The 15910-nt window shown below is 74.7% G+C and carries 12 protein-coding genes; 2 read left to right on the top strand and 10 right to left on the bottom strand.

Annotated elements, in window-relative coordinates; translation table 11 throughout:
* Nucleotides 1–211 precede the first annotated feature (211 nt).
* The gene (locus J2S66_RS08500) at nucleotides 212–2884 is read left to right on the top strand and encodes a WD40 repeat domain-containing protein (RefSeq protein WP_310305935.1); all 2673 of its coding nucleotides are present in this window, start codon (nucleotides 212–214) and stop codon (nucleotides 2882–2884) included.
* A 34-nt stretch (nucleotides 2885–2918) separates the two neighbouring features.
* Here the strand turns inward: J2S66_RS08500 and lepB are convergent, their stop codons facing one another.
* Nucleotides 2919–3476, bottom strand: a complete 558-nt coding sequence (gene lepB, locus J2S66_RS08495; RefSeq protein WP_310305933.1) for a signal peptidase I — start codon at nucleotides 3474–3476, stop codon at nucleotides 2919–2921.
* 363 nt (nucleotides 3477–3839) lie between these two features.
* Nucleotides 3840–5921 (bottom strand): glycosyl hydrolase, encoded by a 2082-nt coding sequence (locus J2S66_RS08490; RefSeq protein WP_310305931.1) that lies wholly within the window; start codon nucleotides 5919–5921, stop codon nucleotides 3840–3842.
* 334 nt (nucleotides 5922–6255) lie between these two features.
* On the opposite strand from J2S66_RS08490, the gene J2S66_RS08485 reads away from it, so the two are divergent.
* Complete coding sequence (locus J2S66_RS08485; protein ID WP_310305929.1) at nucleotides 6256–9198, top strand: ATP-binding protein; 2943 nt, start codon at nucleotides 6256–6258, stop codon at nucleotides 9196–9198.
* A gap of 15 nt (nucleotides 9199–9213) precedes the next feature.
* Here J2S66_RS08485 and J2S66_RS08480 read toward each other — a convergent pair whose 3' ends face one another.
* The 8 genes from J2S66_RS08480 to J2S66_RS08445 form a co-directional block, all read right to left on the bottom strand.
* Nucleotides 9214–9636 (bottom strand): PASTA domain-containing protein, encoded by a 423-nt coding sequence (locus J2S66_RS08480; RefSeq protein ID WP_310305927.1) that lies wholly within the window; start codon nucleotides 9634–9636, stop codon nucleotides 9214–9216.
* A gap of 141 nt (nucleotides 9637–9777) precedes the next feature.
* On the bottom strand, nucleotides 9778–10620 hold the full coding sequence (locus J2S66_RS08475) for an ABC transporter permease (RefSeq protein ID WP_374726070.1): 843 nt from the start codon (nucleotides 10618–10620) through the stop codon (nucleotides 9778–9780).
* Nucleotides 10617–11573 (bottom strand): ATP-binding cassette domain-containing protein, encoded by a 957-nt coding sequence (locus tag J2S66_RS08470; protein WP_310305925.1) that lies wholly within the window; start codon nucleotides 11571–11573, stop codon nucleotides 10617–10619. The genes J2S66_RS08475 and J2S66_RS08470 overlap by 4 nt, the downstream gene beginning before the upstream one ends.
* 12 nt (nucleotides 11574–11585) lie before the next feature.
* A complete protein-coding gene (locus tag J2S66_RS08465; protein ID WP_310305923.1) occupies nucleotides 11586–12134 on the bottom strand; it encodes an NADPH-dependent FMN reductase in 549 nt (182 codons plus the stop codon).
* Nucleotides 12135–12217: 83 nt separating this feature from the next.
* Nucleotides 12218–13081, bottom strand: a complete 864-nt coding sequence (gene hisG, locus J2S66_RS08460; protein ID WP_310305921.1) for an ATP phosphoribosyltransferase — start codon at nucleotides 13079–13081, stop codon at nucleotides 12218–12220.
* A gap of 369 nt (nucleotides 13082–13450) precedes the next feature.
* Entirely contained in the window at nucleotides 13451–14149 is a 699-nt protein-coding gene (locus tag J2S66_RS08455; protein ID WP_310305919.1) for a GNAT family N-acetyltransferase, read from the bottom strand.
* A 92-nt stretch (nucleotides 14150–14241) separates the two neighbouring features.
* Nucleotides 14242–14823: an FMN reductase gene (locus tag J2S66_RS08450; RefSeq protein WP_310305917.1), complete on the bottom strand. Its 582-nt coding sequence runs from the start codon at nucleotides 14821–14823 to the stop codon at nucleotides 14242–14244.
* On the bottom strand, nucleotides 14820–15899 hold the full coding sequence (locus tag J2S66_RS08445) for an LLM class flavin-dependent oxidoreductase (protein WP_310305915.1): 1080 nt from the start codon (nucleotides 15897–15899) through the stop codon (nucleotides 14820–14822). The genes J2S66_RS08450 and J2S66_RS08445 overlap by 4 nt, the downstream gene beginning before the upstream one ends.
* Between the last annotated feature and the right edge of the window lie 11 nt (nucleotides 15900–15910).

Here is a 15910-nt window from a genome sequence, read left to right as displayed (position 1 = left end):
CGTGGTCGCCTTTCGTCCGGGGTCGCGGTCCGCGGCCCGGCCGGCCGGTGGCCCACGAGCCGCGAGTCCATGGTCACCCCGCGGGGCGGGTCCCGCCATTCAGCGGCACGAATGCCACTGCTGGTCACCGACGGTGTTCACAGGGTAGGCCGGACGGGTCATGCCGATGCTCCGCAGGACGCAGTGGTGGCGCACCGGGCAGGATTGGGCCGTGCACGATCGCGACCCGGGCGGCTACGACGCGTTCCTCTCCTCCAGCCACGCGGCCGGCGATCGGATCGCCCCGGCGCTCCTGCGCGCGCTCCGGCGCATCGCCAGGCCCTGGCACCGACCGCGGGCGCTGCGCGTGTTCCTGGACCGCGCCGACCCCGCCGACCTCGCCACCGACCCCGACCCGTGGTCGACGGCCACCGCGGTGCCGGCCCGGTCGCGCCACTTCGTGCTGCTGGCCTCACCGGAAGCGGCGGCCTCGCCGCGGGTGGGCCGCCAGGTCGGGTTCTGGCGGGCGCGGCGCGAGCGCGACCGGTTCCTGATCGCGCTGACCGGCGGCGACCTCGTGTGGGGCGACGGCGACTTCGACTGGGAGCGCACGACGGCCCTGCCGGCGCAGCTGAAGGGCTGGTTCACCGCCGAACCGCCGTGGGTGGACCTGCGCTGGGCGTCGGGGAGCGAGGACCCCGGCGCGGACCCGCGCTTCCGCGTCGCCGCGGGCGCGCTGGCGGCCGCGGTGCACGGCGTGCCGGAGGACGCGCTCGACCGCGAGGACGTGCGGCAGCGCCGGCTGACCGCCCGCCTGCGCCGGGGCGCGGTCGTCGGCCTGGCCCTGCTCTCGGTGGTGGCCGCGGTCCTGGGCGTCACCACCCACCGGCGGCACGAGGCGGCCGTGACCAGGACCGCGGCGCTCGACCTGGCGGCCCGTGCGGCGACCGTCGGCAGCGCGGACCCGGCCCTGTCCCGGCTGCTCGCCGTGGCCGCGTGGCGGCTCGACCCGACCGGGCGGAGCCGCGCCGCGATGATCGACGCGCTCGTGCGGCCCGACCGGTGGACCGCCGGGGTCCCGCACGTGCGGGCGCTGTCCGCCGACGGCGGGACCCTCGCCGGGGTGCGGGACGGGGCCGTGCGGTTGGCTGCCACCCGCACGGGCGAGCCGGTCGGCGACCCGGTCGCCGACGCCGAGGACGTCGAGGCCCTCGCCCTGAGCGCGGACGGCCGGATGCTCGCGATCGCCGCCGGTGACGGGGTGCGCCTGTGGGACGCGACCCGGCGGGAACCGGTCGGCAGGCCGATCGCGGGCGACCCGCGCGACGCGGACTCGCTCCTGCTCAGCCCCGACGGCGCCGTGCTCGCCGTGCGCGGAGCGGCCTCGGTCGCGCTGTGGGACGTCGCGACCGGCGCGCGGCTCGGCGAGGCGGCCGGCCCGTCCGGGGCCCCCGCGTCGTTCGCGCTGGCCCCCGACGGCGGCACGCTCGCGGTCGGCGACGAGGACGGCTCGATCCGGCTGTGGGACGTGCGCGCGGGTGTCCCGGCGGGCGAACCGCTCACGGGGCACGCCGGCGGGGTGGGCGCGCTCGCGTTCGGCCCGGACGGCACGCTCGCCACCGGCGGCCGGGACGGTGCGGTGCGGGTGTGGCGGACGGCCGACCGCACGCCGGTCGGGACGCCCCTGGACGCCGGCGCGCCCGTGCACGAGGTGGCCTTCAGCCCGGACGGCCGCACCCTCGCCGCGGGCACGGGCGACGGCGCGGTGCGGCTGTGGGACGCGGTCGCGCGGCAGCCGCTCGGCGACCCGCTCACCGGCCACTCGGCGCGGATCGAGTCGCTGTCGTTCACCGCGGACGGCCGGGAGCTCGTCAGCACCGACGGGCAGGGCTCGGCCCGTGGCTGGTCCGTGGCCGACCGGGTCGACGAGGGCGCGGAGTTCCCCGGCGACCCGGGGCCCATCGGTGTGGTCGAGTACCTCCCGGACGGGCGGACGGTCGCGGCGGGCACCAGGGGAGGTCCGATCCACCTGTGGGACACCGCCACCCGCGCTCCGGTCGACCCGCCGCTGACCGGCAACATCGGCCGGGTCTACTCGCTCTCGCCCAGCCCGGACGGCCGGACGCTGCTCGTCGTGGACGAGGGCGGCGGGGTGCGGCTGTGGGACGTGGCCGGGCACCGGCAGACCGGCCAGCTGACCGAGGCGGGCACCGGCTACCCGGCCTACGCGGTGTTCAGCCCGGACGGCCGGACCATCGCTGTCGGCGAGGACCGGGCGGTGCGGCTGTGGGACGCGGAGACCCTCGACCAGCTCGGCGAGCCGCTCGACGCGGGCGGCACGTCCGTGCGCACGGTCGCCTACAGCCCCGACGGCCGCACGCTCGCCGCCGCCGGCCACGGCGGCCCGGTCCGGTTGTGGGACACCGCCACCCGCGAACCACGCGGCGACCTGCGCGCCGACGCCGACGACGCGCTCACCGCGATCGCGTTCGGCCCGGACGGCCGCACGCTGGCCGCCGGCGGCGTGGACGGCTCGATCTCGCTGTGGGACACCGCCGACCGCACCCGCCTGGGCGAACCGTTCGGGCGCGGCGAGGGCGAGGTCGTCTACGAGGTGGCCTTCAGCCCGGACGGCCGCACCCTCGCGACGGCGGGCGCCGGCGTGCGCCTGTGGGACGTGCCGACCCGTCGGCCGCTGGGCGTGCTGCGCGCCTACGCCATCGCCGTGGCGTTCAGCCCGGACGGCCGCTCGCTGGCGACCGGCGAGTCCAGGCTGCGCGTGTTCGACGTGCCGCGGACCGACGACCCGGCCGCCGAGCTGTGCCGCCTGGTGGGCCGCTCGCTGACCGGGGCCGAGTGGTCGACCCACGTGCCGGACCTGCCGTTCCGCGAGGTGTGCCCGTGAAGGGGCGGCGGCGGGGCCGGGCCGCGCCCGCCGTTCACGGGCCGGTGACCGGCACGGCCGACAGCGCGGGCACGCGGACCGCGTCGAACCGCGGCACCGGCCAGACCCGCCGCCACACCACGCCGGTGACGTCGGCCTCGGGCACGAACCCGTAGGTGCGGGAGTCGGTCGACACGGTCAGGTTGTCGCCGAGCACGAAGTAGCTACCGGGCGGCACCTCGACCGCGCCGTCGGTCCCGCCCCTGCCGTCGGGGGCGCAGCACACGCCGGGGTCGCCGGGCCCGCGGTCGACGGCGAGCCACTCGCCGCCACCGGGGCGCACGAGGATGTCGGAGTCGGTGATGCGCACCTGGTCGCCGGGCACGCCGATGACGCGCCGGACCACGGTGGCGCTGCCGCCCGGTGGACGGAGCGTGACGACGTCGAGGCGTTCCGGGGTGTCGTCGAGGGCCAGCACCCGGTCACCCGAGCGCAGGCCGGGGTTCATGCTGTCGCCCGACACCGGCGAGGACAGCGCGAACACCACCAGAGCGGCCACCAGCAGCAGCGACACGCCTCCGCCGAGCACCGCGGAGACCACCCGCCCGCGCATCCGGCCCCTCCCTCCGCCGTGGGCCGAACGGCCTCGCCCGCGCGCCGCCGCCGGGCGGCGGAGCTGACGCACGGTAACTCGGGGCGGGTCGGGCGGACAGGCACGAAGAGGTATCGGTACCGAGCGGCACGGCGGTGGCGCTCTGCGTGACGTGCGGTCCGGGGACGGGGGCGGTCCGGGCCCGGGGGCCGTGCGGGTTCGCACGACGCCCTGCCCGGTCGGACGGCGAAGTGGTGCGTGACGCCGGCACCGGCCTGACCGCCGCCGGCGTCACGACACCCGAACAAGCCCGGTGGTGGCGGGAGGTGGGTGCGGACACCGCGTCCGGTCCCCTGTTCTCCCCCGCCGGTCCACCGGACGTGATCACCCGATAGCGCAAGTCGGAGCAGGCGCTGTCGGGGAGCCCGTGCCCAGGAAGCCGAAGGTGGTGCTCTCCCCCGGCTTCACAGCCGCGTTCCACGCCAGGTTCTCGGCCGTGGCGGTGGTGCCGCTGGTGGTGATCCTCGCGCTCCACCGGGCCTCGACGCGCCGGCCCTCGTCGAGCTGCCAGGTGACCTTCCACCCGTTCGACGGCGCGTTCTCGGCGTGGCGCACGGTGATCTCGGCGTGGTACCCGCTGCCCCACCGGGCGACCACGCGCATGGTCGCGGTGCAGTCGCCCGGCGTGCTCTTGAAGTCGGGCAGCTCGTCGAGCGTGATCACGCCGGGGTCGTGGTAGACGCGGCGCACGAAGTCGAGCGGGTTGGTCACGCCGTCCTGGATGAACGACCCGGACCAGGTGACGAACCAGCTCCACCGGGCCTCGTAGGCGCGCACCAGCTCCGGGTCCGGGATGGACCCGACCTCGCCCAGCGCGACGAGCTTGCGGTCGCCGCCCAGCTCGACCAGCCGCTCGTAGGGGCCGATGACCGGACCGTGGTCGCCGACGGGCGGGTAGGAGTCCATGCTGACGACGTCCACCACGTCGTCGCCGGGGTACCACTCGGGCGCGATCGAGTTCCACACCCAGATCAGGTTGTGCAGGCCGTGGTGCCGCACCAGCCGGTCGTACACCATCCGGTAGAGCGCCTTGGCGGGCTCGGGGCCCTTGGCGCCCCACCAGAACCAGCCGCCCTCGGCCTCGTGCAGCGGTCGCCACAGCACCGGCACGTTCGCGTCGGCGAGCCTCTTGAGCTGCACGGCGATCGCGTCGATGTCGCGGATCAGCAGGCCGTGGTCGGTGGAAGCGGGGTCGGCGAGCGCGGCGGCCACGTCGAAGGTCGTCGCGTCGGTGTAGAAGCCGCGCCACCACTCCTTGCCGGGCTGGTCGATCAGACCGGACGGCGCGTTCCAGTGCCAGGCCAGGGTGACGATGCCGCCTCGGGCGTCGTAGGCGATGGCGCGCTCGACCTCCTGGGAGGTGGCGCCGCGCTCGACGCGGCTCGGCGAGTAGTCCATCAGGTCGAGGCCGGCGATGGCCGGGGCCTTCCCGGTGTTCTGCTCGACCCAGTCGATGCTCGGCTGGTCCTGCTGGCCGGACAGCGTCTTCTCGCCGTAGTTGTCGACGAGGTAGCGCATCAGGCCCTTGGCCGCGGGGGTGGCGGACCGGTCGGTCAGGGCGCTGGTCACCTGGTGGGGTCCGCGCGGCGCGCTGGGCGTCACCCGGATCGCGTCGATCAGGTACCAGCCCCAGTTGTTCGTGATGGTGATCGTGTTGTCGCCCTCGCGCAGCAGCACCTTGCCGGCGGGGACGCTGGTGAACGTCGGGTTCTCCGGGAACGCGACGTCGCCGAGGCCGCTGCCGTTGAGCGACAGCGACGCCGTCTTCGGCCCGTACGGCGTGGCGTAGGAGATCGACAGGTCGTGCAGGCCGCCGGGGCTGTCCGGCACGGTGATGGTCACGTGGTCGGTGGCGGTGTCGAAGCCCGCGACGTAGCCGCGGCCGGAGAAGCCCGCCACGGTGGACTCGACGACCACGCCGGACAGCTCGCCGTCCTCGGCCTCGTGCGTGCCCGGCGCGGGCGGCGCGCTCGGCGTGAGGCTGATGGCGTCGACCAGGTACCAGCCCCAGCCGGTGGCGAAGGTGACGGTGTTGTCGCCCTCGACCAGCTGGAGCTTGGCGCCGGTCGCCTCGGTGAACCCGGCGCTCTCGGCGAGCGGCACCTCGCCCACCGGGCTGCCGTTGAGCGACAGCGCGGCGTTCTTCGGGCCGTGGGGCGCGGCGTAGCGGACGGTGAGGTCGTGCAGGCCGCCGGGGCTGTCCGGGACGGTGATGGTGACCGTGTCGGCGGCCTCGTCGAAGCCGGCCACGTAGCCCGCGCCGGAGAAGCCCTCGACGGTCGATTCCACGACCGTGCCGGAGAGGACCCCGTCCTCGGCTTCGAGCCACGGTCCCGGGGCGGCGCTCGCGGTCCAGGGCACCGCGAGCACCGACACCGTCAACGAGGCGATCAGCAGCAACCTCACGTCGTCTTGTCCCTTCACCGCCGTTGGCAGGGGCACGAAATTCTGGGAGCGCTCCCAGAGCATAGGGCGCGCGAGGCGATCGAGGAAGGAGCAGCGCCCCGGCGGCCCCCGCGACTTCGGCCCCCGACCTCGCCCGGGCAGGGCCGGAGCGCGTGCGCGTGATGCCGCGGAGCTCGGCGGCGGCGAACGACTCCTCCTCGCGCCGCTCGTCGCAGGACTCGTCCGAGGTCCGGGCGGGCACGGCGGGCATTCGCACTGTTGAGCGAATCCGGGGTGCGCAAGATCGCCCGAACGCCGGTTTTCGTCGGTGCCGTGGGATAGGTTCTCCCGTGCCATGCGACTGATCGGACGTGACCACCCGGCGGGGCTGCTGCGCGCCGAGGTCGATCGTGCCACCCGCAGCCACGGCGGGCTCGTGCTCGTCGCGGGCGAGGCCGGGATCGGCAAGACGACCCTGGTGACCGACGCCGCGGAGCGGGCGCGGCAGCAGGGCGCGCTGGTGCTCGGCGGGACGTGCTGGGACTCCGACAGCGCACCCGGCTACTGGCCGTGGGTGCAGGTCCTGCGGGCGCTGCGCCGGGCGGCGCCGCCGGAGCAGTGGGCGGCCCTCGACGGTGGTCCGCCGGCGGTCCTGCTGGGCGAGGCGCACGCCGGCGTCGAGCACGCCGCCGACGCCTTCCCGCTCTACGACGCGGTCACGACGGCGCTCGTCGCCGCGTCGCACCGCTGCCCGGTGGTGGTCGTGCTGGAGGACCTGCACTGGGCGGACGCCGCGTCGTTGCGGCTGCTGGAGTTCGCCGCGCGGCACACCTGGTTCGAGCGGCTGCTGGTGATCGGCACCTACCGCGACGCCGAGGTCGACGCCGTCGACCACCCGGTGCGCCCGCTGCTGACGCCGCTGCTGGGCCGGGCCACCACGGTGGCGCTGTCCGGCCTCGGCCCGGCGGAGGTGGGCGAGCTGATCGCGCGCACCGCGGGGCGCGCGCCCGAGCCCGACCTGGTCGACGAGGTGCACCGGCGCACCGGCGGCAACCCGTTCTTCGTGGAGCAGACCGCCCGGCTGTGGCACGGCGGCGGTCCGGTCACCGCCATCGCGCCGGGGGTGCGCGACGCCGTGCAGCGGCGGTTGTCGTTGCTCCCCGCGGAGGTGGGCGACCTGCTGGCGTCGGCCTCCGTGCTGGGGCGGCAGTTCCACCGGCGGGTCCTGGCGATGACCGCCGCGCTGCCCGCGCCGGCCGTGGACAAGCTGCTCGACCAGGCCGCACAGGCCCGGTTGGTGCGCGGGCTGGGCGGCGGCCGGTTCTCCTTCGCCCACGACCTGGTGCGCGAGGCGCTGTACGAAGGTCTGTCCGATGTGGACGAACGGCACGCCGCCGTGGTGCGGGCGCTGGGCGTGGACCCCGCCGGCGGGCCGCTCGCCGACGAGGTGCTGCCCGCCGACCTGGCGCGGCACGCGCACCTGGGCGCGGCGAGGTTGCCCGCCGACCGGGTGGTCGACGTGATCGTGGCCGCCGCGCGGCACGCGAGCAGCCGCATGGCACCGGAGGAGGCCGTCGGGCACTACCGGCGGGCGCTGGAGCACGCCGACGGCGTCCGGCGGCGCATCGCCGTCACCGTGGAGCTGGGGCACGAGCTGTTCCACTGCACCGAACCGGCCGAGGCCGAGCGGTTGTACGAGCAGGCGGCGCAGGCGGCGCGCGGGTTGGACGACCCGGAGCCGCTGGCGCGGGTGGCGCTGGCCCTCCACCGGTTCGCCGAACCGGAGGGGTCGGGGCACGAGGTGCTGCGCGAGGCGTACGAGCGGTTCGTCGGGCCCGTGCGGGACCTGCCGGCCGAGGAGCTGGCGCGGGAGATCGCGGTGCGCACCACGGAGGCGGCGCGCTCGGGCGGCGACGACGGCGCGCTGGCCTCCGGCCTGTGGGCCGCGTACGACATGACGACGGGCATCGCCCGCGCCGAGGAGCGGCTCGCGCTCACCGACGAGCTGATCGCCGTGTCGCGGCGCAGCGGCGACCACAGCGCCGAGCACTTCGGGACCTCGCTGCGCTGGGTGGCGCTGGCCGAGCTGGGCGATCCGCGCTACCTCGACCAGCTGCACGCGTTCGTGGCGCTGTCCGACCGGTTCGGCCTGGCCCGGTTCCACTTCTCGGCGGCCATCGACCAGTGCATCGTGGCCACGTTCCAGGGCAGGTACGCCGAGGCGACCGCGATGCTCGCCGGGGCGGCCGACCTCGGCGCGGGCGGCCGGGCCGAGATCCGGTTGATGTACCTGCACCTGAAGTGGGCGCTGCTGCTGGCCCAGGGCCGGTTCGACGAACTGGCCGCGCTGGAGCCGGACGTCGCGGCGAGCGCGCACCCGTGCCCGGAGGTGCTGGCGGGCATCACGGCGCTGGAGCGGGGCGACGTCGCCACCGCCCGCGAGCTCGTCCGGCCGGACGAGCGCCCCCAGCCCGGCGTGGAACCGCTGTGGTTGCGCTTCCAGGCGCAGTACGCGGTGGCCGCGGGCGACCGGGACCTGGCCGTCCGGGTCCGGGACCGGCTGGCGCCGCACCGCGGCAAGTGGCTGGTGTCCCTGTACGGGTGCGACCTGTCCGGCCCGGTGGACCTGTGGCTGGGCCTGCTGGACCGGTTCCTGGGCAGGCACGACGACGCGGTGCGCGAGCTGACCGCGGCCCGGCGGTCGGCCGAGCGGATGCACGCGCCGCCGTGGGCGGAGCGCGCCGACCGCCACCTGACCGGTACCGGTCCCGCCGCGGCCGGCCACGAGTTCCGCCGCGACGGCGACGTGTGGTCGTTGTCCTACCGGGGCACGGCGGTCCGGGTGCCGGACGCCAAGGGGCTGCGCGACCTGCACGCGCTGTTGAGCCGGGCGGGCGACCCGGTGCCCGCCACGTCACTGCTGGCGCCGGAAGCCGTCCCGGCCGCGCGGCTCGGCGGGGACCCGGTCCTGGACGACGAGGCCAAGGCGCGCTACCGACGGCGCCTGGCCCTGTTGGACGAGGAGATCGACCGGGCGGCGGACGACGACCGCGCCGCCGCCCTGGACCGGGAGCGCGCGGCCCTGCTGGAGGAGCTGCGCGCCGCCGCGGGCCTGGCCGGCCGCACCCGCCGGCTCGGCGACGACGCGGAACGCGCCCGCAAGGCCGTCACCGCCCGCATCCGCGACACCCTGCGCAAGCTCGACGCACGCCACCCCGAACTCGCGGCCCACCTGCGGGAGACCGTCTCGACCGGCGCGACGTGCGTCTACTCGGGACGCGAGCGCTTCCGCCTCTGACGCGGCACCACCGGGCTACTCGCCGATCTTCACGGCCGACAGCCGGACCTCCGCCAGGCAGTCCACCGAGGAACCGGCGGGCACGCTCTGCGCGGTGGTCGTCCAGTTGCGGTCGAGCACGAGCACGCGCCCCCGGCCCGTGGCGTCCTCTTCCCGGAGGTTGTACAGCCCCGCCGCCTGCATCGTGTCCTGGGCGGTCTGGTGCACCATGCCGACCACGTCGGGCACCGTGCACGTCGAGGGCGGGGCCGGTGCCGGGGCGACCGCCGTGGGCGCCAGGGCCGCGGCGCTCGTCCCGGGCGTCGCGGCGGGCGTCACAGCGCTCGTCGTGGCGGCGGGCGCGGTCGTGGCGGCGGCGGGCCGGGCGGTCTGCGACGACGGCGAGCAGGCGGCGAGCAGGGCCGCGCCGGCGACGAGCACGGATAAGCGGGTCTTCACGGTTCCTCCTGGAGTGCGTTCGCCCCCATGTCGCCCGACCGGTGCAGCGCGTTACGCCGGGCGGGGGATGAACCACCCCGGAATGCGGAGGCCCGCCGCGCCCCGACCACGCGCGTGGTCGGGGCGCGGCGGGCCGGCGCGTCACTTGCGGTTGTAGAGGCGCATCGTCCACGCGCCGAACACGACGGTGAACACCACGCCGTACCCGAGCGTCCACAGCATCGCGCCGCTGTCGAAACCGCCCGCCATCAGCGAGCGCACCGCGTCCACCAGCTTCGTCACGGGGTTGACGTTGACGAACACCTGGAGCCAGCCCGGCATCGTGGTCGGCATGACGTAGACGTTCGACAGGAACGTCAGCGGGAACAGCACGAGCATGCTCACGCCCATCACGGACTTCTCGCTGCGCAGCAGCAGGCCGAACGTCGTCCAGATCCACGAGAACGCGAACGAGAACGCCACCAGCACGGCCACGCCGAGCAGCACGCCCACGGCGCCGCCGCCGGGCCGGAACCCGAGCAGCAGGCCGACGACCATGATCGTCGCCGACGCCAGCACGTAGCGCAGCAGGTCGCCGAGGATGTAGCCGACCATCGGCGCGGGCCGCCAGATCGGCAGCGTGCGGAACCGGTCGAACACGCCCTTCTCGATGTCGGTGTTCACCGCGACGCCGGTGTACATGGTGATCATCACGACGCTGGTGACGGTGATGCCGGGCAGCAGGTACTGGATGTACTCCCCCGGCGAGCCCGCGAGGGCGCCGCCGAACAGGTAGGTGAACATGAGCGTCATCATGATCGGGAACGCGGTCACGTCGAACAGCTGCTCGGGCACGTGCTTGATCTTCAGCACGGCCCGCCAGCCGAACGTGAGCGACGCGGACAGCGCGCTGGGGCGCGGCGGCCTCTCGGTCTCGAGCAGCACCGCCGCCAGGTCCTCCGCCTTGGGCGCGGTCAGGAGCTGGGCTTCCTCGGTGACGGTCACGCCGCGGTCTCCTTGTTCTTGTTCTTGTCGGTCAGGGCCAGGAAGACCTCGTCCAGGCTGGGCTGGCCGAGGGAGAAGTTGTCGACGGTGATGCCCTCGCGGGCCAGCTGCCCCAGCGCCTCGGCGGCCTGCTCGGTGGCGCGGCCGGTGAGGCGGGCGGTGAGGGCGACGGGGTCGCCGTCGAGCAGCACCTCGGCGTCCAGCGCGCGGGTCAGCACCTCCTGGGCGCGGAGGCGCTGGTCGGCGTCGCGCAGCCGCAGGTGCACCGAGCCCACGCCGACGGACGCCTTCAGCTCGCCCTTGGTGCCCTCGGCGATGACCTTGCCGTGGTCGATCACCGCGATGCGGGACGCGAGCTGGTCGGCCTCGTCCAGGTACTGCGTGGTCAGCAGCACGGTGGTGCCGTGCGCGACGACCGCGCGGATGATGTCCCACACCTGGTTGCGGCTGCGCGGGTCGAGGCCCGTGGTGGGTTCGTCCAGGAACAGCAGCTTCGGGGTGTTGAGGATGCTGGCGGCGATGTCGAGCCTGCGCCGCATACCGCCGGAGTAGTGCTTGACCTGCTTGGCCGCGGCCTCGGTGAGGCCGAACGCGTCGAGCATCTGCGCGGCGCGGCGCCGGGCGTGCGCGCGGGGGTGGCCGAGCAACCTGCCCAGCAGCACCAGGTTCTCGGTGCCGGTCAGGTCCTCGTCGACGGAGGCGTACTGGCCGGTGAGGCTGACCAGCTGCCGCACGGCGTCCGGGTCGGCGCGCACGTCGTGGCCGAACACCCGCGCCTCCCCGTCGTCGGGTCGCAGCAGGGTGGCCAGCAGGCGGACCGTCGTGGTCTTGCCCGCCCCGTTCGGGCCCAGCAGCCCGTACACCGTCCCGGCGGGCACGGTCAGGTCCACGCCGTCCACGGCGCGGGTGTCGCCGAACACCTTGACCAGGCCCGACGTTTCGATGGCGTTCATGGTTCCCTTTCCCTAGGAGACGTACGGTCGGCGGCGGCGCGCGTCGCGCAGCGCCTCCGCCCACCAGGTGAGCTGGTCGAGCATGGCGTCGGCGGCACGCACGCGGTCCTCGGAGTCCAGCGGCCGGCCGTCGCGCAGGTCCACGGCGACGGTGTCGCGCACCGTCGTGACGTGCAGCTCGGTGAAGACCGGCCGGAGCTGCTCGGCGGCGTGGGAGCCCGCGGTGCGGTAGCCGTAGGAGACGAGGCCCGCGGGTTTCGCGTGCCACTCGTCATAGGCGAGGTCGATCGCCTGCTTGAGGGAGGCGGGGAAGCTGCGGTTGTACTCGGGCGTGACCACGACGAAGCCGTCGGCCCGCGCGACCTCGCCGGCGAACCTCCGCACCGGCGGGGTGGGCAGGCGCGGGTAGCGGGCCGGGAAGTCGTAGTCGGCGAGGTCGACCAGGACCGGTTCGACGCCGGCCCTGAGGCCGGCGACGCCGGCGACCCAGCGCGCGATGTCGTCGCCGACGCGCCCCTCGCGGGTGCTGCCGACGACCACGGCGATGCGCAACGGCTGCATCCGGCACCTCCTCTCGTGGTGGAGGCGCGAGACGGCCCGCCAGATCGGATCTGGCGGGCCGTCGGGTGAGCCGGGCGTCGCCGCTAGATGCGGCAGGTGTCCAGGGAGCTGACCAGGATGGCGCGGGCGCCGACGCGCCACAGCTCGTCCATGATGAACGGCGCGTCGTCGCGCGGCACGAGGGAGCGCACGGCGACCCAGCCCTCGCGGGCCAGCGGCGAGACGGTGGGCGACTCGATGCCCGGCACGAGCTTGAACGCCTCCTCCTGGGCCTCGGCGGGGCAGTCGAAGTCGAGGATCACGTAGCGGCGGGCGATGAGCACGCCCTGGAGCCGGCGGTGCAGGATCTCGACGGCGCGCACGGCGCTCGGCGTCCCCTCGACCGACTCGTTCCGGATGAGGACCGCCTCGGACTTGAGGATCGGCGAGCCGAAGGTCTCCAGGCCGGAGGTCTTGAGGGTGATGCCGGTCTCGACGACGTCGGCGATCGCGTCGGCGACACCCAGTTCGACGGCGGTCTCGACCGCGCCGTCCAGCCGCACGAGGTGGGCCTTGAGGCCCAACTCGTCGAGGTGGTGCTTGACGAGGTTCGGGTAGCTCGTGGCGATCCGCTTGCCCTCCAGGCCGGCCGCGTCCTCGATGCCGCCCGGCTTCGACGCGAAGTAGAACTTGGCCCGGCCGAAGCCGAGCGCCAGGATCTCCTTCGCGGACACCGTGGAATCGAGGAGCAGATCGCGACCGGTGATGCCGACGTCCAACGACCCCTCGCCCACGTACACCGCGATGTCGCGGGGACGCAGGAAAAAGAACTGCACGTCATTTGCCGGGTCCGCCACGATCAGCTCACGGCCGGACCTGTTCACCCGGTAGCCCGCTTCGGCCAGCATTTGGGCCGCGGGAGCACTCAACGAACCCTTGTTGGGCAGGGCGAAGCGAAGAGGAGCCATGGCGGGCAGTCTTCCACACGGGGACCCCGTTCCCCGTTCCGGGGATGCCGTCCGCGAAGGAGTATGCGCAGGTGTCCCACGGTGTGGAAGGGGCGCGGCGGACGTGCCCGGTGGCCGTTCCCGGACGTCGTCGGGCGAATTGCGCAATCACGTCGTGACGCGATCCACATCGCCGATTCACCGGGCGTCCACCCGCGCCGGCAATGCCGATCCACCTGATCGGGGGAACACGTTTCGTGTCGGTTGGTCCGTTCCGGTCCACGTCGCCGCCGCGGGCCGGTGGACCGCCGGGAATGGCCGGGGAGGCGTGGTGGGCGTCCCGGTGCGCGCGGGTGTTCGACCTGTCCGCGGTGGTCGGGGCGCGGGTGATCAGTTCGACCACCAGGTCGCGCGGGTGACCACCTCGAAGCCGAGCGAGTCGTAGAGCGGCAGGCCCTCGTCGGTCGCGGTGAGGGTGGCCGGCACGGGGTCGGCGAGCACGGCGTGCAGCAGCGCGCGGCCGACGCCGCGGGAGCGGTGCGCGGGCAGGGTGGCCAGCCAGTACACGCCGATCGCGTGGTCGGCCGCGACCGTGAGGCACGCCCCGGCCGGTTCGCCGCCGCGCCGCGCCAGGTGCAGCGCCACGCCCTCGGCGTCGAGCAGACCGGCGGGCAGCGCGCCGCCGGGCGGGAAGCCGGTCAGCGGGAAGCCGTCGACGACGACCCGTTCGACGAGCGCGACGTCGGCCGGGGTGCGCGCGGGCACGACCTCCAGGGCGGGCGGCGGCACGGGTCGGGCGTGGCGGAGCATCACCGGCATGTGCTTGGCGGTCAGCCCGAGACCGGCGCCGTCGACGGTGGAGAACGAGTCCTCGACCACGATCCGCGCCCGGGCCCGCTCGACCAGCAGGGCCAGTTCGGCGAGGTCGTCGGGGGCGGGGTGGGGCCGGCGCACCAGCACCCGCAGCAGGGGTTCCCCGTTCATCGCGAGGAACCCCTGCCGGGACACCAACTCGTGCCCGCGGGCCCGTGCCAGCGCGGTGGTCAGGGCGGTGGCGTTGCGCACCGCCAGGTGCAGCGAGGCGGACATGGGCGGCACCCTATGCGGTGTCCCGGCCGGTGATCGAACCGGTTTCGACGCTCCCCACCGGTGGCCGGCGCCGGGTGGTCGGCGCTCGGTGGTCAGCGCTCGGCGAGCAGCCGGTCGAACGGCACGAAGTCCTCGCCGGACCGCTTCGCCGGCGCGGGCCGCCCGGTGAGCAGGTCGGCCAGCTCGCCCGCGGCGCGGTCGATGCGACCGGGCAGGCCCTCGGCGCCCCAGTCCGATGACGCGGCGTACACGCCGGTCGGCAGCACGATCGCCTTGAGGTGGGCGAACAGGGGCCGCATCGCGTGGTCGAGCACCAGCGAGTGCCGCTCGGAGCCGCCGGTCGCACCGATGAGCACCGGCTTGCCCTCCAGCGAGCCCGGCTCCAGCACGTCCACGAAGGACTTGAACAGCCCGCTGTAGGAGGCGTTGAACGTCGGTGTGACCGCGATCAGCGCGTCGGCGTCCACCACCTCGGCCAGCGCCTCGCGCAGCCGCGCGCCCGGAAAGCCGGTGACCAGGTTGTCGGCCACGTCCCGGGCCAGGTCGCGCAGGTGCACGGTGCGCACCCGCGCGTCGGGCAGGAGCCGCTGGGCGGACGCGGCGAGCCGGCCGGTCAGCAGTTCGGTGGACGACGGGGAGCCGAGCCCCGCGTGCACCGCGGTGAGGGTCGTCATCGCACGTCCGCCTTCGCGCCGAGCAGGGACTGGTGGGTGGGCGCCTCGGGGACGTCGGCGGGGCGGCCGACGGCGAACTCGCAGCGCAGGGTGGGCAGGATCTCCCCGAGCAGGTCGAGCTGCTCCAGCACGGTCTTGAGCGGCAGGCCCGCGTGGTCGATCAGGAACAGCTGGCGCTGGTAGTCGCCGAAGTGCTCGCGGAAGGTCAGCGTCTTCTCGACGACCTGCTGCGGGCTGCCGACGGTCAGCGGCGTCTGGGAGGTGAACTCCTCCAGCGACGGGCCGTGGCCGTAGACGGGAGCGTTGTCGAAGTACGGCCGGAACTCGTCGACCGCGTCCTGCGAGTTGCGGCGCATGAACACCTGGCCGCCCAGGCCGACGATCGCCTGGTGCGCGGCGCCGTGGCCGTGGTGCTCGAAGCGCTCGCGGTAGAACGTGATCAACCGCTGGAAGTGCTCCTTGGGCCAGAAGATGTGGTTGGCGAAGAAGCCGTCCCCGTAGTAGGCGGCCTGCTCGGCGATCTGCGGGCTGCGGATCGACCCGTGCCAGACGAACGGCGGCACGCCGTCGAGCGGGCGGGGCGTGGCGGTGAAGGACTGGAGCGGGGTGCGGTGCTTGCCCTCCCAGTCCACGACGTCCTCGCGCCACAGCCTGCGCAGCAGGGCGTAGTTCTCGATGGCGAGGTCGATGCCGTCGCGGATGTCCTTGCCGAACCACGGGTACACCGGGCCGGTGTTGCCGCGCCCCATGATCAGGTCCACCCGGCCGTCGGCCAGGTGCTGGAGCATGGCGTAGTCCTCGGCGATCTTCACCGGGTCGTTGGTGGTGATCAGCGTGGTGGCGGTGGAGAGGATCAGCTTCTCGGTCCGGGCCGCGATCCAGCCGAGCATGGTCGTCGGCGAGGAGGGCACGAACGGCGGGTTGTGGTGCTCGCCGGTCGCGAAGACGTCCAGGCCGACCTCCTCGGCCTTCAGCGCGATCGCGACCATGGCCTTGATGCGCTCGGCCTCGGTCGGCGTCCGCCCCGTCGTCGGGTCGGGCGTCACGTCGCCGACGGTGAAGACACCGAACTGCATGACCACCACTC

The organism is Saccharothrix longispora (genome assembly GCF_031455225.1).
Classification (GTDB): Bacteria; Actinomycetota; Actinomycetes; order Mycobacteriales; family Pseudonocardiaceae; genus Actinosynnema; species Actinosynnema longispora.
The sequence above is the reverse complement of the archived record's forward strand: the minus strand, read 5'-3'. Positions and strand labels throughout refer to the sequence as shown.